The sequence below is a fragment of the Pseudomonas sp. B20(2017) genome, from assembly GCF_002113125.1.
Taxonomy (GTDB): domain Bacteria; phylum Pseudomonadota; class Gammaproteobacteria; order Pseudomonadales; family Pseudomonadaceae; genus Aquipseudomonas.
The window spans coordinates 84,300-110,175 of the sequence record NZ_NEJP01000008.1; the positions used below are offsets into that span (position 1 = coordinate 84,300).

Sequence of the window (25,876 nt, forward strand, 5' to 3'; positions counted from 1 at the left end):
ACCGTTATTTGTAACGGTGGATGTTCGACAATTGCTTGTTCGGCTGTGGGTTTTTGCGATACAGCAGAACCATCTTGCCGATGATCTGCACTTGCTCGGCCCGGCCAGCCTTGGCCAGTTCATCCATTACCATGCGACGATCATCGCGGTCTTCGACCTTGACCTGCACCTTGATCAGCTCATGATCGGTCAGTGCGCGTTCCAGCTCGGCGAGAACACCTTCGGTCAGGCCGTTGCCTGCCACCATCAGGACCGGTTTCAGGTCGTGACCAATGGATTTGTACTGTTTCTTCTGCTCGTTATTGAGCGGCATAATCTGACCCTTTCGTCTGGATTCTGTAAAATGGCGGCCATTTTACCCGAGGGCTCGTGGATCCGCCCAATTAATCACGACCCTAATCATCGAGGTGCCCAATGGCGCGTTCCAAGACAAGCCTTGGTTGGCTGAAAAGACATGTTAACGATCCCTATGTGAAGCAGGCGCAGAAGGATGGTTATCGCTCGCGTGCGAGTTACAAGCTTCTGGAAGTCCAGGAGAAATACAAACTGATCCGTCCGGGCATGAACGTCGTCGACCTCGGCGCGGCGCCTGGTGGCTGGTCGCAGGTCACCAGCCGGCTGATCGGTGGTCAGGGCCGTCTGATCGCCTCGGACATCCTGGAAATGGACAGCATTCCGGACGTGACCTTCATTCAGGGTGACTTCACCCAGGACGAAGTGCTTGCGCAGATTCTCGAGGCTGTGGGTAATTCGCAGGTAGACCTTGTGATTTCCGATATGGCCCCCAATATGAGTGGTACGCCTGAAGTGGACATGCCCAAAGCCATGTTTCTTTGTGAGCTGGCGCTTGATCTGGCGGAGCGGATACTCAAGCCGGGTGGTAATTTTCTGATCAAGATTTTTCAGGGTGAAGGGTTTGATACTTACCTGAAGGACGCTCGCAAGAAGTTCGACAAGATCCAGATGATGAAGCCGGACTCTTCTCGTGGCAGCTCTCGTGAGCAATACATGCTGGCTTGGGGCTATCGCGGTCGTAGCGAGTAAAACGAGGTTTTTGGGCGGGGTGATAGGTTTTTCGTATTTCGCCTCGCCGCGATTAGCGAATATTGTGTAGAAAGTGTTTCACAAAGGGTTACAGACGGCGCCTGCCAGAGCTGTAGGTAATGTAGTAAGTTAGGCCGGTGAATATCATGCGAAGCGCGCGCCAGTAGCGGAGCTTGCTTCAGAGGGTAGTTAATTGAACGATATGGCAAAGAATCTGATCCTGTGGTTGATCATCGCGGCTGTCCTGGTGACGGTGATGAACAACTTCTCCAGTCCTAACGAGCCGCAGACCCTCAACTATTCCGACTTCATCCAGCAGGTTAAGGATGGCAAGGTCGAGCGCGTAGCTGTTGACGGCTATGTCATTACCGGTAAGCGCAATGACGGCGACAGCTTCAAGACCATTCGTCCGGCAATTCAGGACAATGGTCTGATCGGCGATCTGGTCGACAACCACGTTGTGGTTGAAGGCAAGCAGCCTGAGCAGCAAAGCATCTGGACCCAGCTTCTGGTGGCCAGCTTCCCGATCCTGGTGATCATCGCGGTGTTCATGTTCTTCATGCGCCAGATGCAGGGCGGCGCGGGCGGCAAGGGCGGGCCGATGAGCTTTGGCAAGAGCAAGGCGCGTCTGCTGTCCGAAGATCAGGTGAAAACTACCCTGGCTGACGTTGCCGGTTGCGACGAAGCCAAGGAAGAAGTGGGCGAACTGGTCGAGTTCCTCCGTGATCCGGGCAAGTTCCAGCGCCTGGGTGGCCGCATTCCTCGCGGCGTGCTGATGGTCGGTCCTCCGGGTACCGGTAAAACCTTGCTGGCCAAGGCGATTGCCGGCGAAGCCAAAGTGCCGTTCTTCACCATTTCCGGTTCCGACTTCGTCGAAATGTTCGTCGGTGTCGGTGCCAGCCGCGTTCGCGACATGTTCGAACAGGCCAAGAAGCACGCTCCATGCATTATCTTCATTGACGAGATTGACGCCGTTGGTCGCCATCGTGGCGCCGGCATGGGCGGCGGTCACGACGAGCGTGAACAGACTCTCAACCAGTTGCTGGTTGAAATGGATGGTTTCGAGATGAATGACGGCATCATCGTCATCGCTGCGACCAACCGTCCAGACGTGCTCGACCCCGCATTGCTGCGTCCTGGCCGTTTCGACCGTCAGGTGGTAGTCGGCCTGCCGGACATCCGTGGTCGCGAGCAGATCCTCAAGGTTCACATGCGTAAAGTGCCAATGGGTGACGATGTCGCTCCGGCCGTTATTGCACGTGGTACTCCGGGCTTCTCCGGTGCCGATCTGGCGAATCTGGTCAACGAGGCTTCGCTGTTCGCTGCCCGTGCCGGCAAGCGTATCGTCGAAATGAAAGAATTCGAACTGGCCAAAGACAAGATCATGATGGGCGCCGAGCGCAAATCCATGGTCATGTCCGAGAAGGAAAAGCAGAACACCGCTTATCACGAAGCAGGCCACGCCATTGTTGGTCGCGTCGTGCCTGAGCATGATCCGGTCTACAAGGTGTCAATCATCCCGCGCGGTCGTGCGCTGGGTGTGACCATGTTCCTGCCGGAAGAAGATCGCTACAGCCTGTCCAAGCGTGCGTTGATCAGTCAGATCTGCTCGCTGTACGGCGGCCGTATTGCCGAAGAAATGACTTTGGGCTTTGACGGTGTGACCACTGGTGCCTCCAACGACATCATGCGTGCGAGTCAGATTGCGCGGAACATGGTGACCAAGTGGGGCCTGTCGGAAAAACTCGGTCCGTTGATGTATGCCGAAGAAGAGGGTGAAGTATTCCTCGGTCGCGGTGGTGGCGGTCAGAATGCCAGCTTCTCCGGTGAGACAGCCAAGCTGATCGACTCCGAAGTGCGCAGCATCATTGATCAGTGCTACGGCACTGCCAAACAAATCCTCACGGACAACCGTGACAAGCTCGACGCCATGGCAGATGCCCTGATGAAGTATGAGACGATTGATGCCGAGCAGATCGACGACATCATGGCTGGTCGTACACCACGCGAGCCTCGCGACTGGTCGGGTGGTACGGGCACTGGCACGCCGCCTGTCATTCAGGGCGAGCGTCCGGAAACACCGATTGGCGGTCCGGCTGCCGACGTTTAAGGTTTGAAATGACTTCTGTACAGTCCCTGACCCGGTTGCCTTGCGGCAACCGGGTTCTTGATTTGGCCCGGACGCATGTCATGGGCATTCTCAATGTCACTCCCGATTCTTTTTCCGACGGTGGCCGATACAGCCAGCTCGATGCGGCTTTGCGTCATGCTGAAGCGATGGTTGCGGCGGGTGCGACGCTGATCGATGTGGGCGGCGAGTCGACCCGGCCGGGAGCGCGGGCGGTTTCTCCATTGGAGGAGCTGGAACGTGTCGCTCCCGTCGTCGAACTGATCAATCGCGAACTGGATGTGGTCATATCGGTCGATACGTCCACTCCGGCAGTCATGCGTGAAACCGCGCGGTTGGGTGCCGGCTTGATCAACGACGTTCGTTCGCTGCGGCGAGATGGCGCGCTGGATGCGGCTGCCGCCACCGGGTTGCCTGTATGTCTCATGCATATGCTCGGAGAGCCTGGCGACATGCAGGATGATCCGCGTTATCAAGATGTCACCCGAGAGGTGGGCGAGTTCCTTGCCGAACGCATGGCTCAATGCGAAGTGGCGGGAATTCCGGCCGAGCGAATCATTCTTGATCCGGGCTTCGGCTTCGCCAAAACCCTGCAGCACAATCTAAGCTTGTTCAAGCATATGGAAGCCCTGCATGCGCTTGGACGGCCACTGTTGGTGGGTGTTTCGCGCAAAAGCATGATCGGTCATGCATTGAATCGCCCTGTGGGTGAGCGTCTATATGGTGGCTTGGCACTGGCTGCACTGGCATCGGTGAAAGGTGCGCGTATATTGCGCGTCCATGATGTGGCGGAAACGGTGGACGTGGTGCGAATGCTCGCGGCCGTGGAATCAGCCGAATAAGAATGATGGAGCACTTATGAGCAAGAAATACTTTGGTACTGACGGCATTCGTGGTCGTGTCGGGGAATACCCGATCACTCCGGACTTCATGCTCAAGCTCGGCTGGGCTGCCGGTATGGCCTTTCGCAAGATGGGTGCCTGCAAGGTGCTGGTCGGCAAGGACACGCGGATTTCCGGCTACATGTTTGAATCGGCCCTTGAGGCTGGCCTGACATCTGCGGGCGCCGATGTAATGCTGCTCGGCCCGATGCCGACTCCTGCCATTGCCTACTTGTCTCGTACATTCCAGGCTGAGGCCGGAATCGTGATCAGTGCATCGCACAATCCTCATGACGATAACGGCATCAAGTTTTTCTCCGGCAAGGGCACCAAGCTGCCCGACGAGCTGGAACTGATGATCGAAGAGTTGCTCGATACGCCGATGACCGTTGTCGAGTCGAGCAAGATCGGCAAGGTGTCGCGCATCAATGATGCGTCCGGTCGCTATATCGAGTTCTGCAAAAGCTCTGTGCCGAGTGGCACCAGTTTTTCCGGCCTGAAGATTGTCATCGACTGCGCACACGGTGCCACCTATAAAGTTGCGCCGAGTGTTTTTCGCGAGTTGGGCGCCGAGGTCGTCGTCTTGTCGGCTCAGCCTAACGGGCTGAACATCAATGACAATTGTGGCTCCACGCACATGGGGCAATTGCAGGCGGCGGTGTTGTCCGAGCATGCGGATCTGGGTATCGCCTTCGATGGCGATGGTGACCGGGTGCTGATGGTCGATCACACCGGTGCGATTGTCGATGGTGACGAGCTGCTCTACATCATTGCGCGCGATTTGCATGAGCGCGGCAAGTTGCAGGGCGGAGTGGTCGGAACCTTGATGAGTAATCTTGGGCTTGAGCTCGCGCTCGCTGATCTGGGGATTCCCTTCGTGCGCGCCAATGTCGGCGACCGGTATGTGATTGCAGAACTGCTGGAGCGCAACTGGCTGGTCGGTGGCGAGAACTCGGGGCATGTCGTGTGTTTCAATCACACCACTACGGGTGATGCAATCATCGCGGCTTTGCAGGTGCTGATGGCGCTGAAGACGCGTAACGAGGGTCTCGCTCAAACTCGCCAGGCGTTGCGCAAGTGTCCACAGGTGCTGATCAACGTGCGTTTCGGTGGGGGCGAAAGCCCGCTGGAACACCCGGCTGTCAAGGAGGCGAGTGCGCGCGTCACCCAGGCGATGGCGGGTCGTGGTCGTGTGCTTTTGCGCAAGTCCGGAACAGAGCCTCTGGTGCGTGTGATGGTCGAAGGCGAGGACGAAACCCAGGTTCGTGGCTATGCCGAAGAACTGGCAAAACTGGTAACTGAAGTTTCTGCCTGATTCGGCTTGCCAGCCATGATTGTGTTGGGTAACATCTGCGCCCACTTTGACCGACGAGGTACAGCATGCGTCGCCCTATGGTAGCTGGTAACTGGAAGATGCACGGTACCCGCGCCAGCGTCGCTGAGCTGATCAACGGCCTTCGTCATCTGGCCTTGCCAAGCGGTGTTGATGTCGCGGTATTCCCGCCTTGCTTGTATATCAATCAAGTGATTGATGGCTTGAAAGGCAAGTCGATTTCGGTCGGTGCGCAGAACTCTGCGGTGGAATCCATGCAAGGTGCGTTGACGGGCGAGATTGCGCCGAGTCAGTTGGTGGATGCAGGTTGTTCCCTGGTGCTTGTCGGGCACTCTGAACGCCGCCAGATCATGGGCGAGCGAGACGGAATGCTGAATCGCAAGTTCGCAGCGGCACAGGCATGTGGCTTGATTCCGGTGTTGTGCGTAGGGGAGACCCTGGAACAGCGTGAAGCCGGAAAAACTCTTGAGGTTGTCGGGCGTCAGCTGGGCAGTATCATCGAGGAGCTGGGTGTCGGTGCTTTTGCCAACGCAGTGATCGCTTACGAGCCGGTCTGGGCGATTGGTACAGGGCTGACTGCAACGCCGCAACAGGCTCAGGATGTGCATAAAGCCATTCGCGAGCAGTTGGCGGCAGAGAATTCTGAAGTGGCACGAGGTGTGCGGCTTCTATACGGCGGCAGCGTGAAGGCGGCCAATGCGGTCGAACTGTTCGGCATGCCGGATATCGATGGGGGGCTCATTGGTGGAGCTTCCCTGAATGCAGATGAGTTCGGTGCGATTTGTCGTGCCGCGGGAAACTGAAAAAATGCTGGAAACAGTCGTAGTCGTTTTTCATCTGCTGGGTGCATTGGGCGTAGTTGCTCTGGTTTTGCTGCAGCAGGGTAAAGGTGCGGACGCTGGCGCGTCTTTCGGAGCAGGTGCTTCAAATACTGTGTTCGGAAGCCAAGGTTCCTCTACCTTTCTTAGTAAGTTTACTGCTATACTTGCCGCCGGTTTCTTCATAACCAGCTTGGGGTTAGGGTACTTTGCTAAAGAGAAGGCTCATCAGCTGACTCAGGCAGGTTTGCCAAACCCGGCAGTGTTGGAAGTTCCAAAGCAACAACCGGCTTCTGATGATGTCCCGGTGCTTCAAGAGCAAAAGTCGGCTACTCCAGCGACTGACGTACCTCCAGCTCAAGAGCAGAAGTAAGAAGGGTTTCAAACGTAGTATTGCCGAGGTGGTGGAATTGGTAGACACGCAACCTTGAGGTGGTTGTGCCCATAGGGTGTAGGGGTTCGAGTCCCCTTCTCGGTACCAATTAGTCAGGAGAGCCCGCTGTTGCGGGCTTTCTTGCAGGTGGAAGGTTACATTGACCCTATAAGGGATCGGTCGTATACTTCCGCCCCAGCTTTGTCGCGGGGTGGAGCAGTCTGGTAGCTCGTCGGGCTCATAACCCGAAGGTCGTCGGTTCAAATCCGGCCCCCGCAACCAGTTTAAGGAGCCCCTTTTAAGGGGCTTTTTGTTAGCTGGACACTTTCAACGCCGCTGTTCGACGGCGTTTCAAGGATGGGCGTTTCGCCCATTTTTTTATTTTGCATAGCATGCACATACATGCACGAGGGGGTTCAGGTGTCGAGCAAGCTAGAAGAGTTGCAGGCCTTGCTGGCCCCGGTGGTCGTGGCCCTAGGCTATGAATGCTGGGGTATTGAGTTTTCGGCTCAAGGTCGCCACTCAATGTTGCGCGTTTATATCGATAAGGAAGGCGGCGTACTGGTGGACGATTGCGCCATCGTCAGCCGTCAGATCAGCGGTGTGCTGGATGTTGAAGATCCAATCTCCGTTGAATACACCCTTGAAGTTTCCTCGCCAGGCATGGAACGCCCACTGTTCACTCTTGAGCAGTTTGCCAAATATGTCGGTGAACAAGTGAAGATCAAGCTGCGCTCGCCTTTTGAAGGTCGACGCAACTTTCAGGGCCTTCTGCGCGGTGTAGAAGAGCAGGATGTCGTGGTGCAGGTAGATGACCATGAGTTCCTGTTGCCGATCGATATGATCGACAAGGCCAACATTATTCCCAGTTTTGACTGAGACGCGGATCCCGCGGATCCAATGGCTTGCGAAAGGCGAGGCGTACGATGAGCAAAGAAGTACTGCTGGTTGTTGAGTCGGTATCCAATGAAAAGGGTGTACCGGCAAGCGTAATTTTTGAAGCGCTGGAGCTGGCTCTGGCCACTGCTACCAAAAAGCGTTTTGAAGACGAAGTTGATCTGCGTGTGGAAATCAACCGCCACACCGGTTCTTACGAAACTTTCCGTCGCTGGACGGTCGTCGAAGAGAATGATCTCGATGATCCGGCCATCGAAACCTGGCCGAGCAAGGTTGCTGAAACGCACCCTGGCGCCAAGGTTGGCGACGTCGTTGAAGAAAAGATCGAGTCCATCGAGTTCGGCCGCATCGCTGCGCAGACCGCCAAACAGGTCATCGTGCAGAAAGTGCGCGAAGCCGAGCGCGCTCAAGTGGTTGACGCTTATCGCGAGCGCCTGGGAGAAATCATCTCCGGCACCGTGAAGAAAGTGACCCGCGACAACGTGATCGTCGACCTGGGTAACAACGCTGAAGCGTTGCTGGCCCGTGAAGACATCATTTCTCGCGAAACCTTCCGTGTCGGCGTGCGTCTGCGTGCGCTGCTCAAGGAAATCCGCACCGAGAACCGCGGCCCTCAGCTGATCCTGTCGCGTACCGCGCCAGAAATGCTGATCGAGCTGTTCCGTATCGAAGTGCCGGAAATCGCTGAAGGCCTGATTGAAGTCATGGCCGCATCCCGTGATCCGGGTTCGCGTGCCAAGATCGCTGTCCGCTCCAAGGACAAACGCATCGACCCGCAAGGCGCGTGCATCGGTATGCGCGGTTCGCGCGTCCAGGCCGTGTCGGGCGAGTTGGGTGGTGAGCGTGTCGACATCGTCCTGTGGGACGATAACCCGGCGCAGTTCGTGATCAATGCCATGTCGCCGGCAGAAGTGGCGGCCATCATCGTTGACGAAGATGCCCATGCCATGGACATCGCCGTTGGCGCAGACAATCTGGCTCAGGCCATCGGTCGTGGTGGTCAGAACGTGCGTCTGGCGAGCCAGCTGACTGGCTGGACCCTGAACGTGATGACCGAATCGGACATCCAGGCTAAGCAACAAGCGGAAACCGGCGACATCCTGCGCAACTTCATCGACGAGCTGGAAGTCGACGAAGAGCTGGCTCAGGTGCTGGTAGACGAAGGCTTCACCAGCCTGGAAGAGATTGCCTACGTACCGTTGGAAGAAATGCTCAACATCGACGGCTTTGACGAAGACATCGTCAACGAGCTTCGCGCTCGTGCCAAGGATCGCTTGTTGACCAAAGCCATCGCTACTGAGGAAAAGCTGGCAGACGCCCATCCGGCCGAAGACCTGCTCTCGCTTGAGGGTATGGACAAGGATTTGGCGATGGAACTGGCGGTGCGCGGCGTAATTACCCGCGAAGACCTGGCCGAGCAGTCTATTGACGACCTGCTCGACATCGACGGCATTGACGATGATCGTGCCGGCAAGTTGATCATGGCCGCCCGAGCCCACTGGTTCGAGTAATTAGGCGCGGCCTGAGGAGAGAAGTGCATGACGCAAGTCACGGTGAAACAACTGGCCGATGAGGTCAAAACACCGGTAGAGCGCCTGTTGCAGCAGATGCGTGAGGCAGGTCTGCCGCACACCGCCGCCGAAGAAAATGTGACTGACAGTGAGAAGCAATCCCTGCTGACCCACTTGAAAAGCAGCCACAAGGCGAAAGTGGAAGAACCGCGCAAGATCACGCTGCAGCGTAAAACCACCAGCACCCTGCGTGTGGCTGGCAGCAAAAGCATCAGCGTTGAAGTCCGCAAGAAGAAAGTTTTCGTACAGCGTAGCCCGGAAGAAATCGAAGCCGAGCGCAAGCGTGAACTGGATGAGCGTCGCGCAGTAGAAAATGCTGCCCGTCAGAAGGCTGAAGAAGAAGCCCGCGTTCGCGCCGAAGAAGAAGCGCGTCGCCAGCCTGCTGCGCCGTCTGCTCCTGTCGAAGCCGTCGCTGCACCTGCGCCAGTGGCCGAACCAGTGCGCGAAGCCGCGCCGGTTGTGGCTGCTGCGCCAGCTGCCGACACTCGCAAGCGTGACGAACAGCGCCGTCCGGACAAGCCACGTGCCGACGACAACAATCGTCGTGGCGGTGGTGATGGCGAGCGCAAAAACGCTCCGCATCGCGCATCGGTCAAGGAAAAGGCTCCGGCTCCACGTGTGGCACCACGCACTACCGACGAAGAAAGCGATGGCTTCCGTCGCGGCGGTCGCGGCAAGGCCAAGTTGAAAAAACGCAACGCCCACGGTTTCCAGAGCCCGACCGGCCCTGTCGTGCGTGAAGTGAAGATCGGCGAAACCATCACTGTTGGCGATCTCGCCCAGCAGATGTCGGTGAAGGCTGCCGAAATCATCAAGTTCATGTTCAAGCTGGGCACCCCGGCCACCATCAACCAGGTACTGGACCAGGAAACTGCCCAGCTGGTCGCCGAAGAATTGGGCCACAAAGTGACCCTGGTCAGCGACACCGCCCTGGAAGATTCCCTGGCTGAGTCCCTGAAGTTCGAAGGTGAAGCAGTTCCTCGTGCGCCGGTTGTGACCGTAATGGGTCACGTTGACCACGGTAAGACCTCGCTGCTCGACTACATCCGTCGTGCCAAGGTAGCTGCTGGCGAAGCCGGTGGTATCACCCAGCACATCGGTGCATACCACGTTGAAACCGAACGCGGCATGGTCACCTTCCTTGACACCCCTGGTCACGCCGCGTTTACCGCCATGCGTGCCCGTGGTGCCAAGGCGACCGACATCGTGATCCTGGTGGTTGCGGCGGACGACGGCGTGATGCCACAAACCATCGAAGCTGTTCAGCATGCTCAGGCGGCTGGCGTTCCGCTGGTAGTCGCAGTGAACAAGATCGACAAGCCTGGCGCTGATCTCGATCGCATCCGTAGCGAACTGTCGGCCCACGGCGTGACCTCCGAAGACTGGGGTGGTGACACTCCATTCGTTCCGGTCTCGGCGAAAATGGGTACCGGCGTCGACGAACTGCTTGAAGCAGTATTGCTGCAAGCCGAAGTTCTCGAACTGACTGCCACTCCATCGGCTCCTGGCCGTGGTGTCGTGGTTGAATCGCGTCTGGACAAGGGCCGTGGCCCGGTGGCGACTGTTCTGGTTCAGGACGGTACGCTGCGTCAAGGCGACATGGTGCTGGTCGGCTCGAACTATGGCCGCGTGCGCGCCATGCTCGACGAGAACGGCAAGCCGATCAAGGAAGCAGGTCCGGCCATTCCGGTCGAGATCCTCGGCCTGGACGGTACACCTGACGCTGGCGACGAGATGAGCGTGGTTGCCGACGAGAAGAAAGCCCGTGAAGTGGCTCTGTTCCGTCAAGGCAAATTCCGCGAAGTCAAACTGGCTCGCGCTCACGCCGGCAAGCTGGAAAACATCTTCGAAAGCATGGGGCAGGAAGAGAAGAAGACGCTCAATATCGTCCTCAAATCCGACGTCCGTGGTTCGTTGGAAGCCTTGCAGGGCGCTCTGAACGGCCTGGGTAACGACGAAGTTCAAGTGCGCGTGGTCGGTGGCGGCGTCGGTGGTATCACCGAATCCGATGCCAACCTGGCACTGGCTTCCAACGCTGTACTGTTCGGCTTCAACGTGCGTGCCGATGCCGGCGCACGGAAGATCGTCGAGCAGGAAGGTCTGGACATGCGTTACTACAACGTGATCTACGACATCATCGAAGACGTCAAGAAAGCCCTGACCGGTATGCTTGGCAGCGATGTTCGCGAGAACATCCTCGGTGTGGCCGAAGTCCGTGACGTGTTCCGTTCGCCTAAGTTCGGCGCTATCGCCGGCTGCATGGTGATCGAGGGTACTGTTCACCGTAACCGTCCGATCCGTGTACTGCGTGAAGACATCGTTATCTTCGAAGGCGAGCTGGAATCCCTGCGCCGCTTCAAGGATGACGCTTCCGAAGTACGTGCCGGCATGGAATGCGGTATCGGCGTGAAGAGCTACAACGACGTCAAAGTCGGCGACAAGATCGAAGTCTTCGAGAAGGTTCAGGTTGCTCGCAGCCTCTGACTCGCGCACTTCAAGGGCCACGTCGGGCCGCCGCATGCAAGTGCGCGGCACGGCGTCAGGACTCTAAACGCAACGCCCGGTCTGGCTTTTGTCAGGCCGGGCGTTTGCCGCTTTCAGACCTTGCGGGTTTCACCGCGGGGCAGTAACAGGTAACAAATCATGGCAAAAGAATACAGCCGTACCCAACGTATCGGCGATCAGATGCAGCGTGAGCTGGCCCAACTGATCCGTCGTGAAGTCAAAGACCCGCGCGTCGGCCTGGTCACCATTACCGCTGTGGAAGTCAGCCGTGACGTCGGTCACGCGAAGATCTTCATCACCGTGATGGGGCAGGACAACGCCGAAGACATCGCGCAAAGCATCAAGGTGCTCAACGCTGCCGCCGGTTTCCTGCGCATGCAGCTGGCCCGCGAAATGAAGCTGCGCAGCGTGCCGCAATTGCACTTCCACTACGACGAGAGCGTCGTGCGTGGTGCCCACCTGTCGGCCCTGATCGAGCGCGCCGTGGCTGAGGACAATCAGCACGTGGCTGCGGCAGAACCCGAAGACACCAAGGAGTAACACGGTGGCTCAGGTCAAACGTATCCGTCGTAACGTCAGCGGCATCATCCTGCTCGACAAGCCGCTGGGGTTTACCTCCAACGCCGCGTTGCAGAAGGTCCGCTGGTTGCTCAACGCCGAGAAGGCCGGTCACACCGGCAGTCTCGATCCCCTGGCCACCGGCGTTCTGCCGCTGTGCTTTGGCGAAGCGACCAAGTTCTCCCAGTACCTGCTCGATTCCGACAAGGGTTACGAAACCCTGGCGCAACTGGGCAAGACCACCACCACGGCGGACGCCGAAGGCGAGGTTTTGCAGGAGCGTCCTGTGACCGTTGGTCAGGCCGACATTGAAGCGGTTTTGCCGAAATTTCGTGGGCAAATCAGTCAGATACCGCCGATGTACTCCGCTCTCAAGCGTGATGGCCAGCCGCTGTACAAGTTGGCCCGTGCAGGCGAAGTAGTGGAGCGCGAACCGCGTTCTGTTACTATTGCGCGCTTGGAATTGCTGGCCTTCGAAGGCGATACTGCGCGACTCGCGGTGGATTGCAGCAAGGGCACCTATATTCGCACCCTGGTGGAGGATATCGGTGAGCAACTCGGTTGTGGTGCGTACGTCGCTGAATTGCGCCGTACCCAGGCCGGGCCTTTCACCTTGGCGCAGACCGTGACCCTCGAAGAGCTGGAAGCGGTACATGCCGAAGGCGGCAACGAAGCGGTCGACCGCTTCCTGATGCCATCGGACAGCGGCCTGCAGGATTGGCCGTTGCTGCAGTTCTCGGAAGCGAGCGCGTTCTACTGGCTTAACGGCCAGCCGGTACGTGCCCCGGATGCTCCGAAGTTCGGCATGGTGCGGGTACAGGATCACAACGGTCGCTTCATCGGTATCGGTGAAGTGAGCGAAGACGGGCGCATCGCGCCGCGTCGACTGATTCGGTCAGAATGACCGGAAACCGGTCTGTGTAACAGCAGGCCGGCGAGTGTGGCTGTCAACAGGCACGGTCACTACTCATTTATAGATACAGGGATTTGTCCCTGGCCTGTTGAAACTGTTTTTGAAACAGTTTCCTGATAAAAGGATTGCCTCATGGCTCTCGACGTTCAAGAAAAAGCTCAAATCGTTGCCGACTACCAGCAAGCTGTTGGTGATACTGGTTCGCCAGAAGTGCAAGTTGCACTGCTGACCGCCAACATCAACAAACTGCAAGGTCACTTCAAGGCCAACGGTAAAGACCACCACTCCCGTCGTGGTCTGATCCGCATGGTTAACCAGCGTCGCAAGCTGCTGGACTACCTGAAAGGCAAGGACGTGAGCCGTTACAGCGCTCTGATCGCTCGCCTGGGTCTGCGTCGCTAATCAGCGATTGCGCCATGAGGTTGGTTGTCTGTCAGACGTCAGCGGGTTCCCGCCGGCGTCCGGCAGGCTCCCAGCCTCAAGTTTTATCTGGATGCACGTTTTACCCTGGACAGGCGTCGGGCCGATTCCCGGCATTGCCCAAGAATTTCGCAAGAAACCAGTTCCCCCAAGAGCCACAAAGAAGGTAGGACACCGTGAACCCGGTAATCAAAAAATTCCAGTTCGGTCAGTCGACCGTTACCCTCGAGACTGGCCGTATCGCCCGTCAGGCCTCCGGCGCAGTATTGGTCACCGTTGACGACGACGTCAGCGTATTGGTGACCGTAGTCGGTGCCAAGCAAGCCGATCCGGGCAAGGGCTTCTTCCCTCTGTCCGTTCACTACCAGGAAAAGACTTACGCTGCCGGTAAGATCCCTGGCGGTTTCTTCAAGCGTGAAGGCCGTCCTTCCGAGAAAGAAACCCTGACTTCCCGACTGATCGACCGTCCGATCCGTCCGCTGTTCCCTGAAGGTTTCATGAACGAAGTGCAGGTTGTCTGCACCGTCGTTTCCACCAGCAAGAAGACCGACCCGGACATCGCTGCGATGATCGGTACCTCGGCTGCCCTGGCGATCTCCGGCATTCCGTTCGACGGCCCGATCGGTGCCGCTCGCGTTGCTTTCCACGAAAGCACCGGCTACCTGCTGAACCCGACCTACGAGCAGCAAGCTGCCTCGAGCCTGGACATGGTTGTTGCCGGTACTTCGGACGCCGTGCTGATGGTTGAATCGGAAGCCAAAGAGCTGACCGAAGACCAGATGCTGGGCGCGGTACTGTTTGCTCACGACGAGTTCCAGGTTGTGATCAACGCCGTTAAAGAACTGGCTGCCGAAGCTGCCAAGCCAACCTGGACCTGGGCACCTGCTCCAGAAGCCACCGAGCTGCTGGCTGCTATCCGTTCCGAGTTCGGCGAAGCGATCTCCCAGGCTTACACCATCACCATCAAGGCCGACCGTTATGCGCGTCTGGGCGAGCTGCGTGACCAGGTCGTAGCCAAGCTGTCCGGTGAAGAAGGCCAGCCTTCGGCGTCCGACGTCAAAGCCGCTTTCGGCGAAATCGAATACCGCACCGTTCGCGAAAACATCGTTAACGGCAAGCCACGTATCGACGGTCGCGACACTCGCACCGTACGTCCGCTGAACATCGAAGTCGGCGTTCTGCCGAAGACCCACGGTTCGGCACTGTTCACCCGTGGCGAAACCCAGGCTCTGGTCGTTGCAACTCTGGGCACCGCCCGTGACGCACAGCTGCTGGACACCCTGGAAGGCGAGAAAAAAGACCCGTTCATGCTGCACTACAACTTCCCTCCGTTCTCGGTGGGCGAGTGTGGTCGCATGGGTGGCGCCGGTCGTCGCGAAATCGGTCACGGCCGTCTGGCCCGTCGTTCGGTTTCGGCCATGCTGCCAGCCGCTGACGTATTCCCTTACACCATCCGTGTGGTTTCGGAAATTACCGAATCCAACGGTTCGAGCTCGATGGCTTCCGTTTGCGGCGCTTCCCTGGCCCTGATGGACGCTGGTGTTCCAATGAAGGCACCGGTTGCCGGTATCGCCATGGGTCTGGTTAAAGAAGGCGAGAAGTTCGCCGTCCTGACCGACATCCTGGGTGACGAAGACCACCTGGGCGACATGGACTTCAAAGTAGCCGGTACCGCCAAAGGTGTGACCGCGCTGCAGATGGACATCAAGATCAAGGGCATCACCGAAGAAATCATGGAAATCGCTCTGGGCCAAGCCCTGGAAGCGCGCCTGAACATCCTCGGCCAGATGAACCAGATCATTGGCCAGTCGCGTACCGAACTGTCGGCCAACGCTCCGACCATGATCGCGATGAAGATCGACACCGACAAGATCCGTGACGTTATCGGTAAAGGCGGCGCGACCATCCGTGCGATCTGCGAAGAAACCAAGGCTTCGATCGACATCGAAGACGACGGTTCGATCAAGATCTTCGGCGAAACCAAGGAAGCGGCTGAAGCAGCACGTCAGCGCGTTCTGGGTATTACCGCAGAGGCCGAGATCGGCAAGATCTATGTCGGCAAGGTTGAGCGCATCGTCGACTTCGGCGCATTCGTCAACATCCTGCCGGGCAAGGACGGTCTGGTTCACATCTCGATGCTGAGCGACGCTCGCGTAGAGAAAGTGACCGACATCCTGAAAGAAGGCCAGGAAGTGGAAGTGCTGGTACTGGACGTGGACAACCGCGGCCGTATCAAGCTGTCCATCAAAGACGTGGCAGCGGCCAAGGCTTCGGGCGTTTAATCACCCCGCAGTCTTATCGCAATGAAAATGCCCCGCCGTGAAACGGCGGGGCATTTTTTTGTCCGTGAAATATCGAGTCATTCGGCGAAGTTGCCGACCTGCAAGACCGGTGCTAGGTTTAGCCCACCGCCCGTGTAGCTCAGCCGGTAGAGCAGCGCACTCGTAACGCGAAGGTCGCAGGTTCGATTCCTGTCTCGGGCACCACCACTCCCTAATCCTTTTGAACCGGCATTTATGTTCCACAGGTCAACTTTTTGTGGGAGAGATGTAAAGAGCCGTGTAATTCGTCATGCAAACGTCCTATATTCGGTGCCTGCATGAGCATCGCCCAGCAGTTTTCAGATGATCCCGAATGGTTCCGAAGGCCGGACAGTCCGCGTCAGAGAGATCCTTGATGATCCAGATCCATCCTCCATTCCCATGATCAGCGAGAACGCCATGACTGAATTAACTCAAGAACAACGCCACGAACAAGCGCTGGAAAAGTACAAGCTTGATGCGCCTGAGCTGATGGACGAGATCAAGGATCTGAGTCCCGATGATCAGAAAGACCAGATCCAGTGGGCGTTCGAAGACGAAGCCGAAGCCCAGGGCCTGCAACCTTGGGAATTGACCCTCAAGTACACCAGCACCCCTGAAGAGTTCGAGGCCAAGCGCCTGGAACTGCACAAGGAAGCGGCCGAAGTGCTGGGTGTCGAGTGGGATGAATACTGCGAGATGAACAATCTGGTGGTCTGAAACAAAAACGCCAGCCTCGAAAGGGCTGGCGTTTTTTATTGCGTGGTCGACTCAGATGCTCAGGCGCATCGACAGGTCCACAGCCTTCACATCCTTGGTCATCGCGCCGATCGAGATGTAATCCACCCCGGTCTGTGCGATCGGCAGCAGCGTGCTTTCATTGATGCCGCCACTGGCTTCCAGTTTTGCCTTGCCGCCGTTCAGGCGCACGGCTTCACGCATGTCATCGAGGCTCAGTTCGTCGAGCATGATGATGTCGGCACCGGCGGCCAGCGCTTCTTTCAGCTCTTCCAGACTTTCCACTTCGATTTCCACCGGCTTGCCCGGGGCGATCTTGTGCGCAGCGGCAATGGCCTGCGGGATACCACCGCTGGCGGCGATGTGGTTTTCCTTGATCAGGAACGCGTCGTAGAGGCCGATGCGATGGTTATGGCAACCGCCGCAGGTGACCGCATATTTCTGCGCCAGACGCAGGCCCGGCAGGGTCTTGCGGGTGTCGAGCAGTTTCACCGACGTCTCGGCAACGAAGTCCGCCAGGTATTGCGCGCGGGTCGCCACGCCCGACAGCAATTGCAGGAAGTTCAGTGCGCTGCGCTCACCGGTCAGCAGCGAACGGGCCGGGCCTTCCAGATGAAACAGTGGCTGATTCGGCGAAACCCGTTCGCCATCGCGCACCTGCCAATGCACCGCCACCCTGGGATCGAGCTGGCGGAACACTGCATCGACCCAGGCCGTGCCACTGATGACGGCGGCGTCGCGGGTGATGATGGTGGCTTTGGCCAGGCGTTCGGCCGGGATCAGTTGCGCGGTGATGTCGCCGCTGCCGATGTCTTCGAGCAACGCACGGCGCACGTTGGCTTCGATTTCGGCGGTCAAATCGGCGAGACGTAGATTCGGCATAACGGGCTCCACAAACTAAGTGGCCCGATTATAGGGGCATGGCGTCGGCCAACCCAAGGCGAGAACGGCGACGCAGCGCTGCATCCGGTCGATTTTTCTTTGAGCAAACCCGTTTCTGTCGTGGTCACTGGAGGGTGTCGGCGCATAGGGGAAACCCTGAAGGCTCTGGCGCCGGGGGCATCTTTTGCAAGATAATCCGCCTTGCATTTGACGCCATGACTTTGACGTCGGCAAATCACCGTTTCAGGAGGCTTGGATGCACAACGACGGGAATGTAGTGCCTCTGCACAAGGCCACTACCGATCAGGCGACTCACTCGCCGCTCGCCCGCCTGCCTGTGATTCTGCTTCAGGTCCGCGACAAGGCTGCCCAGCGCCTGCGCGACGGTTTGCAGGAGCTGTTCGATAACGCCGACGACACCCTGTTCGAAATGGCCGACCGGGCACGCAACGACGTCGAGCAGAACATTTTCTTCGAAGCCATGCGCGACCTGCGCCTCAAGCGCAAGAGTATCGAGCGCGGCTTTCTCGAGCAGTTCTTCGAAGCCTTTGTCGGCCTCACCCAATTCGATCCCGTTCCCACCGTCCTCTCTCACGCCTTGCAGCACGAAGACACGACAGCGCGCACCGATGACATGGAGCGCAACGTCGCGGTCGAAACCATGGTCGGCCGCGTACTGAATCGTGACGGGTTCGCCCTCACCCAGCTGACCGTGCGATTCAATGCGCTGTTGGGCAAAACACTGGACGATCAATACAACCCGCTGGGCCCGGCGATGCTTTGCGAATACTTCCTGCGAGCAGGGCGCAATCTGGGGGTGGAGATCAAGGTCAAGCTGATCCTGCTCAAACTGTTCGAGCGGTATGTGCTGGCCGATACCGATCAACTCTACGCCGAAGCCAATCAACTGTTGATCGCCACGGGTGTGTTGCCCGAGCTCAAGCCGGCTCCGGCTCGTCGCGCCATCGATCAGGCCGTGGCCAGCGTGCAGAGTGAATTCGAGGGCGTCGACAAAACCCAGACGGATTCGGGCGTGCAGGAGGTCTTCGCCGCGTTGCAGGAGTTGCTGCTGCACGTGCGCGGCACCGTTGCGCCAACCCTGGAACCCAGCGCTCCCGCCCAGCCGATTTCCACTCGGGACCTGCTGCGCCTGCTCTCGCATTTGCAGCAATACGTACCGGCGCTGGCGGTGCAGGACGATTTCGATCTGCGTCATCAGCTTGAACAGTTACTGACCCGGGTCAGCGTGCGCAGCGGCAAATCGCGAATTGTCGGCGGGGCTGACGAAGACGTGATCAATCTGGTGGCCATGGTCTTCGACTGCATCCTCGATGATCGCAATCTGCCGGATTCGCTCAAGGCGTTGATCGCGCGGTTGCAGATCCCGATGTTGAAGGTCGCGGTGATCGACAAAAGCTTCTTCAGCCGCAGCAGCCACCCGGCCCGCCGCTTGCTCAATGAAATCGCCGAAGCGGCGATGGGCTGGGGCGAGTGCGACGGTAATGCGCGCGACAGCCTGTACCTGCGCATCGAGCAAGTGGTGCAGCGCCTGCTGACGGATTTCGTCGATGACCCGGCGATTTTTTCCGAGTTGCTGGCGGACTTCCTCGCGTTCACCAGTGACGAGCGCCGTCGCAGCGAATTGCTTGAGCAGCGTTTGCGCGATGCCGAAGAGGGGCGGGCGAAAACCGAACTGGCCCGCCAGCGTGTCGAGCAGGCGCTGAACCAGGCCCTGCTGGGCAAAGTCCTGCCACCATCGGTGGTGACGTTCGTGCAGGAGGCCTGGAGCAAGGTGTTGCTGCTGACTTGCCTCAAGCACGGCGATCAGTCTGCCGAATGGCAGGCCGACGTGCGGACCATGGAGCAATTGATCTGGAGCGTGCAGCGCCACGACGACGCCGAAGCCGGTCTGCGTCTGCTGGCACTGGTGCCGGGGTTGCTCAAGTCATTGCGCGACGGCCTGAGCAGTTCAGCCTTCGATCCGTTTGCCACCAGCGGCTTTTTCAGTGAGCTGGAAGCGCTGCATGTGCGGCTGCTCGAACCGTCCAGCGCACCGGATCAGTCCGTGCTGCCGGAAATGATCGAAGTGTCGCAGACGATTGTCCTGCAGATGGCCGACGACGGTCTCAAGCCACGCACGCCAGCGCGTTTGCCGGCCGACGATGTCGGTCTGCGCCAGGTCGAACAGTTGCGTCTGGGCAGTTGGGTGGCGTTCGAGGAAGACGAAGAACACACCCTGCGCTGCAAACTGGCGGCGATCATCGAGGCTACCGGCAAGTACGTATTCGTCGACCGCACCGGGATGAAAGTGCTCGAGCGCGACCGCACTGAACTGGCCCTGGCGTTCCGTCGCGGCGCGGTGCGGACGCTGGACGACACCTTGTTGTTCGACCGTGCGCTGGAGTCGGTAATCGGCAATCTGCGGCGGCTCAATCGCGGCAAGTGATCGCGCGCCGGGGGCCGATCACGGCATACTGGTCGCCAACACAGTCGGCGTTGAAGGAATCGGTATGCAGTTGGATCCCGCAAGCGGGTGGTGTCACGGGGTGCAGGTCTGCCCTTCGCCCAACTTCAATGAACGCCCGGCGGGCGAAGTCTCCCTGTTGGTCATCCACAACATCAGCCTGCCACCGGCGCAGTTCGCCACCGGCAAGGTGCAGGAATTTTTCCAGAACCGTCTGGATGTCACGGAACATCCCTACTTTGCCGGGATCGCCGACCTGCGCGTGTCTGCGCATTTTCTGATCGAACGTGACGGCAAGGTCACCCAGTTTGTCTCCTGTCTTGAGCGTGCCTGGCATGCCGGTGTTTCGGTGTTCGAAGGACGGGAAACCTGTAACGATTTTTCCGTGGGTATCGAGCTGGAAGGCACTGATGATCTGCCGTTCACCGATGCGCAGTATCAGGCGTTGACCGTGCTGACCCGGCAGATACAGGCGGCGTTCCCGGCGATCACCGTCGAGCGCATCTGCGGGCACAGCGACATCGCCCCCGGACGCAAGACCGACCCCGGACCCGCATTCGACTGGGCACGCTACCGCGCCGCCCTGGCACAAGAGGAAGGACAATGAGTTTTCTGGTGTTACTGCTGGCGGTCTGGATCGAGAAGTTCTCGGCCCTGCGCCAACGGGTTCAACGCGATGGCGGATGGATCCGCGAACTGCACAAGCTTGAAACCGGTGGGCTGGCCAAACAGCCGTGGCTGGTGCTGACCGTCCTGGTGCTGTTGCCGGTGGCGCTGCTGGGGTTGCTGCTGGTGGTGCTGGAACCGGTGGCCTACGGTCTGCTGGCCTTGCCGGTGCATTTGCTGGTGGTGATTTACAGCCTGGGGCGTGGCGATCTGCTCGGCGAGCTCGGGCCGTTTCGCGACGCCTGGCGCCGTGAGGACCTGCAGGCCGCCGCCCACGTGGCCAAGCGTGATCTGAACATCTGCGCCGAAAGCGGCGAACAATTGCTGGAGCAAGTGCAACGGCATCTGTTGTGGCAGGCCTACCAGAGTTTCTTTGCGGTGATCTTCTGGTACTTCCTGCTCGGCCCGGTCGCGGCGCTGAGCTATCGCTTGCTGGCGCTGGCGGAAGAACACGCCCTGAACCCGGCGGTGGCCGAACGGGCCGGGCAACTGCGTCATGCCTTCGACTGGGTGCCGGTGCGCCTGCTGGCGGCGAGTTTTGCGCTGGTCGGCAACTTCGTCGCCGTCAGTCGGGTGATGCTGCACGAGCTGCTGAATTGGAACATCAGCGCCGCGCAACTGATCAACAGGGTCGGGCTGGCTGCCGGGGAAATCCCGCCGGCCGCTGTCGGCCCCGAAGGCATCAACACCCTCGACTGCCTGTGGGAGTTGCTGCTGCGGGCGGCGGTGCTGTGGTATGCCGGATTTGCCCTCTGGACAGTGCTGGCCTAGGCCGTTCGAGTGACGAGGGGGGGCAATCCCCCTCGTTAACCTTAAGTTACAAAACCTCCCTTCGATTTGAGCTATACAGAGATAGCGCCCGATAGTGGCTATCTGCTGTCGCCCCGCGCCTGCCAATAAAAACAAGAAAAAACCAAGGGAGACTTCCAGTGAAGAGCTTGCTCTATCCCGCCGTCTCGCTGATGAACCGCTTGAGCTTCGGCATGAAGTTCAGCCTGATCAGCGTGCTGTTCCTGGTGCCAATGCTGGTGACCAATTTCTATCTGGTGCGCGATTCCTATCGCGAATTCCAGGGCACCCGGGTGGAGCTACAGAGCCTCGACCTGTTGGGCAGCAGCCTGACCCTGCGCCGGGATCTGGAAACCCTCAACAATCTGGTGCAGATCAACGTCACTCTCGGCCAGTCCGGCAAGGCCGGCAACGTCGAGGCGCAGATCACTAGCCTTGAGCAAAACGTCCTGGCGCGCCTGCAAGGGCTGACGCCCATGACCGAGGACCCGGAGCAAATCAAGTTCTTCGAGGCCAAACGCGATGAAATGATCGTGGCCTTCAAGGCTCAGCAAGCGGAAAACTCCCTGCAAAGCAAAAGTGCGCTGATCGGCAAACTGCTGGGCAATGCGCAGATTTTCAGCCAGATCGTCGCCAGTCAGGCCGGATTGAGTCGCGACAATCAGGGCGACATTCGCCAGCTAAGCGAGCTGATCACCGCGACCACGCCGGCCGTTACCCAGGCCTTGGGCGAAGGTCGGGCGATGGGCTCGTATTCATTGGGTCAGGGCTTTCTCAACAGTTCGTCGAGCACCCGTTTCGACGAGCTGCTGGTGCAGATCGAAAAACTTCAGGCCGAATATGGCCTGAAATTGCAGGACGCACTGGGTTCGAGCAAAGCCGCCCGTGATTCCCTGAGCGCACCGGCCGATGCCAGCAAGGCGTCGCTGAAACAGGCCGGCACACTGATCGAGGAGCAAGTGGTGATGGCCGAAACGCTCGATGCCCCATGGCAGGCGTTTTATGACCAGGTCACCGGGCTGATGAACCAGACCTACCAGCTCAATGACGCGACCCTGAAATTCCTCGACACCCAATTGCAGCAGCGCCTGGGGCAAAACCGCACGCACATGGTGCTGCAAGCCGTGGCGTTGTCGGTGGTGTTCGTGCTGATTTTCTATCTATACGGCGGCTTCTATGCCTCGACCCGCGCCACCCTGAAAAACCTCGGGGCCATGATGGATAAAGTCGCGGCGGGCGACATGACGGTGAATTTCCGCGCCAACAGCCGCGATGAACTCGGCGAGTTGGGCGAAGTGTTCAACGGTACGGTGAGGAAAATCCATGACCTGATCGAACGGGTCGGCCACACCGTTGGCGAGGTCGAGCGGCAGGCGGGGCAAGTGGAAAGCGTCTCGGCGCAAAGCAATCAGGCAGTCGCCGGACAGCGCACGCAGATCGAGCAAGTGGCCACCGCGATGAACCAGATGTCGGCGACGTCGCTGGAGGTGGCACGCAGTGCAGCGGCAGCGGTCAGCAGCGCCCACAGCGTCAACGACGAAACCATCAGCGGTCGCGGGCTGGTGGAGTCGCAGCAGGGCAGCATCGCGGCACTGGCGAGCGAAATCGATCAATCGGTGCTGGTGATCAACCAGTTGGCCAGCGACAGCCAGTCGATCAGCCGCGTTCTGGAAGTGATCAAGAGCATCGCCGAGCAGACCAATCTGCTGGCGCTCAACGCCGCGATCGAGGCCGCGCGGGCCGGTGAGCAGGGCCGCGGTTTTGCCGTGGTCGCTGACGAAGTCCGGACGCTGGCCAAACGCACTCAGCAATCGACCGAAGAAATCGAGCAGATGATCGCCAGACTCCACGGCGGCGTCGGCGCGGCAGTGAAGGCCATGGGCGTCAGCCATCAGATGGCCAACGGCACGGTGGGGCAATCGGAAAAGGTACAACAGGCGCTGGAAAACATCCTCGGCGCTGTCGGCATGATCGTCGACCAGAACCAGCAGATCGCCGCCGCCGTCGAGCAGCAGACTGCTGTGGCCCACGACATCGACCAGAACATCGTCGAGATCAACCGTGCCGGCGAGCGCACCGCAGAAGGTGCGCATCAGACCGAAGATGCCAGCCGCGCGTTGTCGGCGCAGGTGGTCGAGTTGAAGCAGTTGATCAGCGCGTTCCGGGTTTGAAGCGACCTGCCTCCTGTGAGGCAGGTTTTTTCGGAATGGCTTGTAGTACTTTTTTGCCTACATCTGTAAGCCCAATCCTGTTTTCCTCCAGGCGCTGGTTTTTCGGCTTCAATGAACCAAGATCAATTCATTGACCACTTGGAGGAGATCGCACATGTCCGTCGCCACCCTGGGCGTCCAGGGCCGCTGCGCCCACTGCCAGACCACGCTGGTGCTCAAACCCTGGCAGCTCAATGCCATTTCCATCCACGAACCGTTCACGTGTGCTCACTGCCAGAAAGCCCTTGAGCTGCGCTGTCCGAAACAGATAAAGCGCTTCCGCTCGCTGGATTCACTGGGGTTGTTGCGCGCCAGTGCGCTGGTGACGGTGTGCACCGCTTTGCTGGTGGCCTTGGTAATGGAATGGGTAGGGCTGCTCAGCGTCACCGAGCAGTTGAACGCCTCGCTGATCGCGATTTTCGTGTACTTCGCGGTGATTCGTTATGCCCGGCACCGTCAGCACCTGACCCTGATTCTCGACGCGGCCAAGGCCCACGCCGACTGACTACCAGCCGAACACGTCGCAGCTGTTGGCGGTACTGGCGGCGGCGAGTTCTTGTGCACTGATGTTCATCAACGCGGCCAGTGAGGCGCAAATCGCCGGTAGATGCGCCGGCGTATTGCGAATGCCGGGGAACATGGCGGGCGCCATGTCCGGAGAGTCGGTTTCCAGCACCACCGAATTCAGCGGCAAGTCGGCCAACACCCGGTGCATGCGCAACGCCTGTGGCCAGGTCGGTGCACCACCGAGGCCGAGTTTGAAACCGAGCTTGATGTATTCCCGCGCTTCTTCACGACTGCCGGCGAAGGCGTGGATGATCCCGGCGCGTTTGAGTTTGAAGCGCTTGAGCGTGGCAATCACCGCCGCATGGCTGCGCCGCACATGGATCAATGCCGGCAGTTCGAAATCCGCCGCCAGTTGCAGCTGCGCCTCGAACAGCGCTTGCTGGCGTTCGCGGTCGAGGGTTTCGATGAAGTAATCCAGACCGATTTCGCCGACCGCGCACAGCTGCCGATGCCCCTTCAGCCGTGTCAGCCAATCGCCCAGAGCAAGCAGGTCTTCAGGCCGATGCTGATCGAGATAGACCGGGTGCAATCCGAAGGCCGCGTACAGATCGGCATCGCTTTGCACCAGATCCCACACTCGCTGCCAGTTCCCTTCGTAGACCCCGAGCACCACCATTCGCCGCACGCCGAGGGCACGGCTTTCGCTCAGCAGCGCCGCGCGGTCGGCGTCGAAGTCGGGGAAGTCCAGATGGGTGTGGCTGTCGATCAGCTCCACGGCTCAGTCCCGGTGAATACGCTGCTTGAAGGTACGGGCGATGGCCTGCACGCCAGGTTGGTAATCCGATTGCTCGACCGCCGCCAGCGCCAGTTCCAGCGCCTTGTCGGCGATCAACTGGTGCTGCTGGGCCATGGCGTTGACCGGCAGCGGCAGAAAGTCGAGCAACTGGGTGTCGCCGAATGTGCCGAGGCGCAGCGGGCGGGATTTGAGCGGGAAGTCATGCAGCGCGTCGAACACGCCCTGCAGCAACACGTAGGACGTGGTCACCAGCGCGTCCGGCAAATGCCCGAGGCGTTGCAGGAGTTCTTCCATCAATTGCTTGCCGCACTCGCGGCTAAAGGACTCGGCGTGCTCGATCAGTACCTCGCCCTTGAACCCGGCGAGGGCTTGCTTGAAGCCGGCTGCACGTTCCTGGCTGATACTCAGTTCCGGACGCGCGCCCAGCAGCACGATCTGTTTCGGCTGCGGGTCTAGCAGGCTTTCGGTCAGGTGCAGGCTGGCTTCGCGGTCATCGCTGACCACCGAGCAGAAATGCTCGGCATCCATCACCCGGTCGATGGCAATGATCGGCAAGCCCTTGGCCTGCAACTGGCGATAACTGTCGTCACCCGCCGGCAGGCAACTGGCGACGATCAACGCATCGCAGCGTCGGGCGCGGAACAGTTGCAGCAGTTGCCGTTCACTGTCCGGCGCATCGTCGGAGCTGGCGATCAGCAATTGATAGCCGCGTGCCCGTGCGCCTTGCTCCAGCAGTTTGGCGATCCGCGCGTAACTGGGGTTTTCCAGATCCGGCAGGATAAAACCCAGGGTACGGGTGTGCCGACTGCGCAGCCCGGCCGCCTGTGGATTGGGGGTAAAGCCGTGCAGATCGACCACCGCCCGCACCCGCTCGACGGTGGCGTTGCTGATGCGTTGCTGTTCGGCCTTGCCGTTGATGACGTAGCTGGCGGTGGTCACGGACACTCCGGCCAACCGCGCGATATCACTGAGTTTCAACCCGGGATTTCCTTGTTTTTTCGAGCTTGCCGCGACATTTTCGCCAATCCTACCCGATTCAGGCAGGCGACTATTGTCGCAGCGCATCCGACAAGTTGGACTTCA

Annotated in this window: 23 protein-coding genes, 3 tRNA genes and 1 pseudogene; 23 read left to right on the forward strand and 4 right to left on the reverse strand. The window is 59.1% G+C overall.

The annotated features are described in order from the left end of the window. Nucleotides 1-4: 4 nt before the first annotated feature. Complete coding sequence (gene yhbY, locus CAF63_RS13700; RefSeq protein ID WP_085685614.1) at nucleotides 5-313, reverse strand: ribosome assembly RNA-binding protein YhbY; 309 nt, start codon at nucleotides 311-313, stop codon at nucleotides 5-7. 101 nt (nucleotides 314-414) lie between these two features. Here yhbY and rlmE point away from each other — a divergent pair, with 101 nt between their 5' ends. The 17 genes from rlmE to CAF63_RS13785 all read left to right on the forward strand — a co-directional run bounded on the left by rlmE (nucleotide 415) and on the right by CAF63_RS13785 (nucleotide 16,461). Continuing rightward, nucleotides 415-1,044 carry a 23S rRNA (uridine(2552)-2'-O)-methyltransferase RlmE gene (gene rlmE, locus CAF63_RS13705; RefSeq protein ID WP_085685616.1) on the forward strand — a complete coding sequence of 210 codons (630 nt, stop codon included), beginning with the start codon at nucleotides 415-417 and terminating at the stop codon, nucleotides 1,042-1,044. Nucleotides 1,045-1,246: 202 nt separating this feature from the next. Next, nucleotides 1,247-3,154: an ATP-dependent zinc metalloprotease FtsH gene (ftsH, locus tag CAF63_RS13710; RefSeq protein ID WP_011332403.1), complete on the forward strand. Its 1,908-nt coding sequence runs from the start codon at nucleotides 1,247-1,249 to the stop codon at nucleotides 3,152-3,154. An 8-nt stretch (nucleotides 3,155-3,162) separates the two neighbouring features. Further along, nucleotides 3,163-4,014, forward strand: coding sequence for a dihydropteroate synthase (gene folP, locus CAF63_RS13715; protein ID WP_085685618.1), 852 nt, complete (start codon nucleotides 3,163-3,165; stop codon nucleotides 4,012-4,014). A 16-nt stretch (nucleotides 4,015-4,030) separates the two neighbouring features. Further along, on the forward strand, nucleotides 4,031-5,368 hold the full coding sequence (gene glmM, locus CAF63_RS13720) for a phosphoglucosamine mutase (RefSeq protein ID WP_085685620.1): 1,338 nt from the start codon (nucleotides 4,031-4,033) through the stop codon (nucleotides 5,366-5,368). Between the two features lie 65 nt (nucleotides 5,369-5,433). Continuing rightward, complete coding sequence (tpiA, locus tag CAF63_RS13725) at nucleotides 5,434-6,189, forward strand: triose-phosphate isomerase (protein ID WP_007953744.1); 756 nt, start codon at nucleotides 5,434-5,436, stop codon at nucleotides 6,187-6,189. Nucleotides 6,190-6,193: 4 nt separating this feature from the next. Then, nucleotides 6,194-6,577, forward strand: coding sequence for a preprotein translocase subunit SecG (gene secG / locus CAF63_RS13730; RefSeq protein ID WP_011332406.1), 384 nt, complete (start codon nucleotides 6,194-6,196; stop codon nucleotides 6,575-6,577). Between the two features lie 22 nt (nucleotides 6,578-6,599). After that, a tRNA-Leu gene (locus tag CAF63_RS13735) sits at nucleotides 6,600-6,685 on the forward strand. Nucleotides 6,686-6,782: 97 nt separating this feature from the next. Next, nucleotides 6,783-6,859, forward strand: a tRNA-Met gene (locus tag CAF63_RS13740). A gap of 138 nt (nucleotides 6,860-6,997) precedes the next feature. Then, entirely contained in the window at nucleotides 6,998-7,456 is a 459-nt protein-coding gene (rimP, locus tag CAF63_RS13745) for a ribosome maturation factor RimP (protein WP_039769696.1), read from the forward strand. 47 nt (nucleotides 7,457-7,503) lie between these two features. Then, nucleotides 7,504-8,985: a transcription termination factor NusA gene (nusA, locus tag CAF63_RS13750; RefSeq protein ID WP_003221546.1), complete on the forward strand. Its 1,482-nt coding sequence runs from the start codon at nucleotides 7,504-7,506 to the stop codon at nucleotides 8,983-8,985. Between the two features lie 27 nt (nucleotides 8,986-9,012). Beyond that, the gene (gene infB / locus CAF63_RS13755) at nucleotides 9,013-11,529 is read left to right on the forward strand and encodes a translation initiation factor IF-2 (protein WP_085685622.1); all 2,517 of its coding nucleotides are present in this window, start codon (nucleotides 9,013-9,015) and stop codon (nucleotides 11,527-11,529) included. Nucleotides 11,530-11,688: 159 nt separating this feature from the next. Then, nucleotides 11,689-12,090 carry a 30S ribosome-binding factor RbfA gene (gene rbfA, locus CAF63_RS13760; protein WP_007953741.1) on the forward strand — a complete coding sequence of 134 codons (402 nt, stop codon included), beginning with the start codon at nucleotides 11,689-11,691 and terminating at the stop codon, nucleotides 12,088-12,090. Between the two features lie 4 nt (nucleotides 12,091-12,094). Further along, nucleotides 12,095-13,012 (forward strand): tRNA pseudouridine(55) synthase TruB, encoded by a 918-nt coding sequence (truB, locus tag CAF63_RS13765; RefSeq protein WP_007953739.1) that lies wholly within the window; start codon nucleotides 12,095-12,097, stop codon nucleotides 13,010-13,012. Nucleotides 13,013-13,153: 141 nt separating this feature from the next. Beyond that, nucleotides 13,154-13,423, forward strand: a complete 270-nt coding sequence (rpsO, locus tag CAF63_RS13770; RefSeq protein WP_011332409.1) for a 30S ribosomal protein S15 — start codon at nucleotides 13,154-13,156, stop codon at nucleotides 13,421-13,423. A 194-nt stretch (nucleotides 13,424-13,617) separates the two neighbouring features. After that, entirely contained in the window at nucleotides 13,618-15,723 is a 2,106-nt protein-coding gene (gene pnp, locus CAF63_RS13775) for a polyribonucleotide nucleotidyltransferase (protein ID WP_007953735.1), read from the forward strand. A 128-nt stretch (nucleotides 15,724-15,851) separates the two neighbouring features. Further along, a tRNA-Thr gene (locus tag CAF63_RS13780) sits at nucleotides 15,852-15,927 on the forward strand. A gap of 234 nt (nucleotides 15,928-16,161) precedes the next feature. Then, a complete protein-coding gene (locus CAF63_RS13785; RefSeq protein WP_085685841.1) occupies nucleotides 16,162-16,461 on the forward strand; it encodes a DUF6388 family protein in 300 nt (99 codons plus the stop codon). Nucleotides 16,462-16,512: 51 nt separating this feature from the next. Here CAF63_RS13785 and nadC read toward each other — a convergent pair whose 3' ends face one another. Continuing rightward, nucleotides 16,513-17,361, reverse strand: a complete 849-nt coding sequence (gene nadC / locus CAF63_RS13790; RefSeq protein WP_007953729.1) for a carboxylating nicotinate-nucleotide diphosphorylase — start codon at nucleotides 17,359-17,361, stop codon at nucleotides 16,513-16,515. Between the two features lie 256 nt (nucleotides 17,362-17,617). Between nadC and CAF63_RS13795 the strand changes: the two genes are divergently transcribed. The 6 genes and pseudogenes from CAF63_RS13795 to CAF63_RS13815 all read left to right on the forward strand — a co-directional run bounded on the left by CAF63_RS13795 (nucleotide 17,618) and on the right by CAF63_RS13815 (nucleotide 23,995). Then, a complete protein-coding gene (locus CAF63_RS13795; RefSeq protein ID WP_085685624.1) occupies nucleotides 17,618-19,807 on the forward strand; it encodes a DUF1631 domain-containing protein in 2,190 nt (729 codons plus the stop codon). Nucleotides 19,808-19,871: 64 nt separating this feature from the next. Further along, a complete protein-coding gene (ampD, locus tag CAF63_RS13800; RefSeq protein ID WP_011332414.1) occupies nucleotides 19,872-20,432 on the forward strand; it encodes a 1,6-anhydro-N-acetylmuramyl-L-alanine amidase AmpD in 561 nt (186 codons plus the stop codon). Beyond that, nucleotides 20,429-21,262 carry a regulatory signaling modulator protein AmpE gene (ampE, locus tag CAF63_RS13805; protein ID WP_085685626.1) on the forward strand — a complete coding sequence of 278 codons (834 nt, stop codon included), beginning with the start codon at nucleotides 20,429-20,431 and terminating at the stop codon, nucleotides 21,260-21,262. Before ampD ends, ampE begins: the two co-directional genes overlap by 4 nt. 1,127 nt (nucleotides 21,263-22,389) lie before the next feature. Further along, nucleotides 22,390-22,593, forward strand: a pseudogene (locus CAF63_RS29265) (HAMP domain-containing protein); the annotation flags it as partial. Nucleotides 22,594-22,746: 153 nt separating this feature from the next. After that, nucleotides 22,747-23,451 carry a methyl-accepting chemotaxis protein gene (locus tag CAF63_RS29270; RefSeq protein ID WP_371807406.1) on the forward strand — a complete coding sequence of 235 codons (705 nt, stop codon included), beginning with the start codon at nucleotides 22,747-22,749 and terminating at the stop codon, nucleotides 23,449-23,451. Between the two features lie 154 nt (nucleotides 23,452-23,605). Next, the gene (locus CAF63_RS13815) at nucleotides 23,606-23,995 is read left to right on the forward strand and encodes a hypothetical protein (RefSeq protein WP_085685630.1); all 390 of its coding nucleotides are present in this window, start codon (nucleotides 23,606-23,608) and stop codon (nucleotides 23,993-23,995) included. Here CAF63_RS13815 and CAF63_RS13820 read toward each other — a convergent pair whose 3' ends face one another. Next, nucleotides 23,996-24,772: a TatD family hydrolase gene (locus tag CAF63_RS13820; RefSeq protein ID WP_085685632.1), complete on the reverse strand. Its 777-nt coding sequence runs from the start codon at nucleotides 24,770-24,772 to the stop codon at nucleotides 23,996-23,998. Nucleotides 24,773-24,775: 3 nt separating this feature from the next. Continuing rightward, entirely contained in the window at nucleotides 24,776-25,771 is a 996-nt protein-coding gene (cra, locus tag CAF63_RS13825; protein ID WP_085611303.1) for a catabolite repressor/activator, read from the reverse strand. Nucleotides 25,772-25,876: the final 105 nt, after the last annotated feature.

What these genes read in the sequence shown, in the direction of transcription:
- yhbY (WP_085685614.1), bottom strand. Translation starts at nt 313, where the DNA reads ATGCCGCTCAATAACGAGCAGAAGAAACAGTACAAATCCATTGGTCAC.
- CAF63_RS13785 (WP_085685841.1), top strand. Translation starts at nt 16,162, where the DNA reads ATGACTGAATTAACTCAAGAACAACGCCACGAACAAGCGCTGGAAAAG.
- nadC (WP_007953729.1), bottom strand. Translation starts at nt 17,361, where the DNA reads ATGCCGAATCTACGTCTCGCCGATTTGACCGCCGAAATCGAAGCCAAC.
- CAF63_RS13815 (WP_085685630.1), top strand. Translation starts at nt 23,606, where the DNA reads ATGTCCGTCGCCACCCTGGGCGTCCAGGGCCGCTGCGCCCACTGCCAG.
- secG (WP_011332406.1), top strand. Translation starts at nt 6,194, where the DNA reads ATGCTGGAAACAGTCGTAGTCGTTTTTCATCTGCTGGGTGCATTGGGC.
- CAF63_RS13795 (WP_085685624.1), top strand. Translation starts at nt 17,618, where the DNA reads ATGCACAACGACGGGAATGTAGTGCCTCTGCACAAGGCCACTACCGAT.
- rlmE (WP_085685616.1), top strand. Translation starts at nt 415, where the DNA reads ATGGCGCGTTCCAAGACAAGCCTTGGTTGGCTGAAAAGACATGTTAAC.
- rbfA (WP_007953741.1), top strand. Translation starts at nt 11,689, where the DNA reads ATGGCAAAAGAATACAGCCGTACCCAACGTATCGGCGATCAGATGCAG.
- CAF63_RS29270 (WP_371807406.1), top strand. Translation starts at nt 22,747, where the DNA reads ATGTCGGCGACGTCGCTGGAGGTGGCACGCAGTGCAGCGGCAGCGGTC.
- tpiA (WP_007953744.1), top strand. Translation starts at nt 5,434, where the DNA reads ATGCGTCGCCCTATGGTAGCTGGTAACTGGAAGATGCACGGTACCCGC.
- rpsO (WP_011332409.1), top strand. Translation starts at nt 13,154, where the DNA reads ATGGCTCTCGACGTTCAAGAAAAAGCTCAAATCGTTGCCGACTACCAG.
- ftsH (WP_011332403.1), top strand. Translation starts at nt 1,247, where the DNA reads ATGGCAAAGAATCTGATCCTGTGGTTGATCATCGCGGCTGTCCTGGTG.
- nusA (WP_003221546.1), top strand. Translation starts at nt 7,504, where the DNA reads ATGAGCAAAGAAGTACTGCTGGTTGTTGAGTCGGTATCCAATGAAAAG.
- folP (WP_085685618.1), top strand. Translation starts at nt 3,163, where the DNA reads ATGACTTCTGTACAGTCCCTGACCCGGTTGCCTTGCGGCAACCGGGTT.
- glmM (WP_085685620.1), top strand. Translation starts at nt 4,031, where the DNA reads ATGAGCAAGAAATACTTTGGTACTGACGGCATTCGTGGTCGTGTCGGG.
- ampE (WP_085685626.1), top strand. Translation starts at nt 20,429, where the DNA reads ATGAGTTTTCTGGTGTTACTGCTGGCGGTCTGGATCGAGAAGTTCTCG.
- infB (WP_085685622.1), top strand. Translation starts at nt 9,013, where the DNA reads ATGACGCAAGTCACGGTGAAACAACTGGCCGATGAGGTCAAAACACCG.
- ampD (WP_011332414.1), top strand. Translation starts at nt 19,872, where the DNA reads ATGCAGTTGGATCCCGCAAGCGGGTGGTGTCACGGGGTGCAGGTCTGC.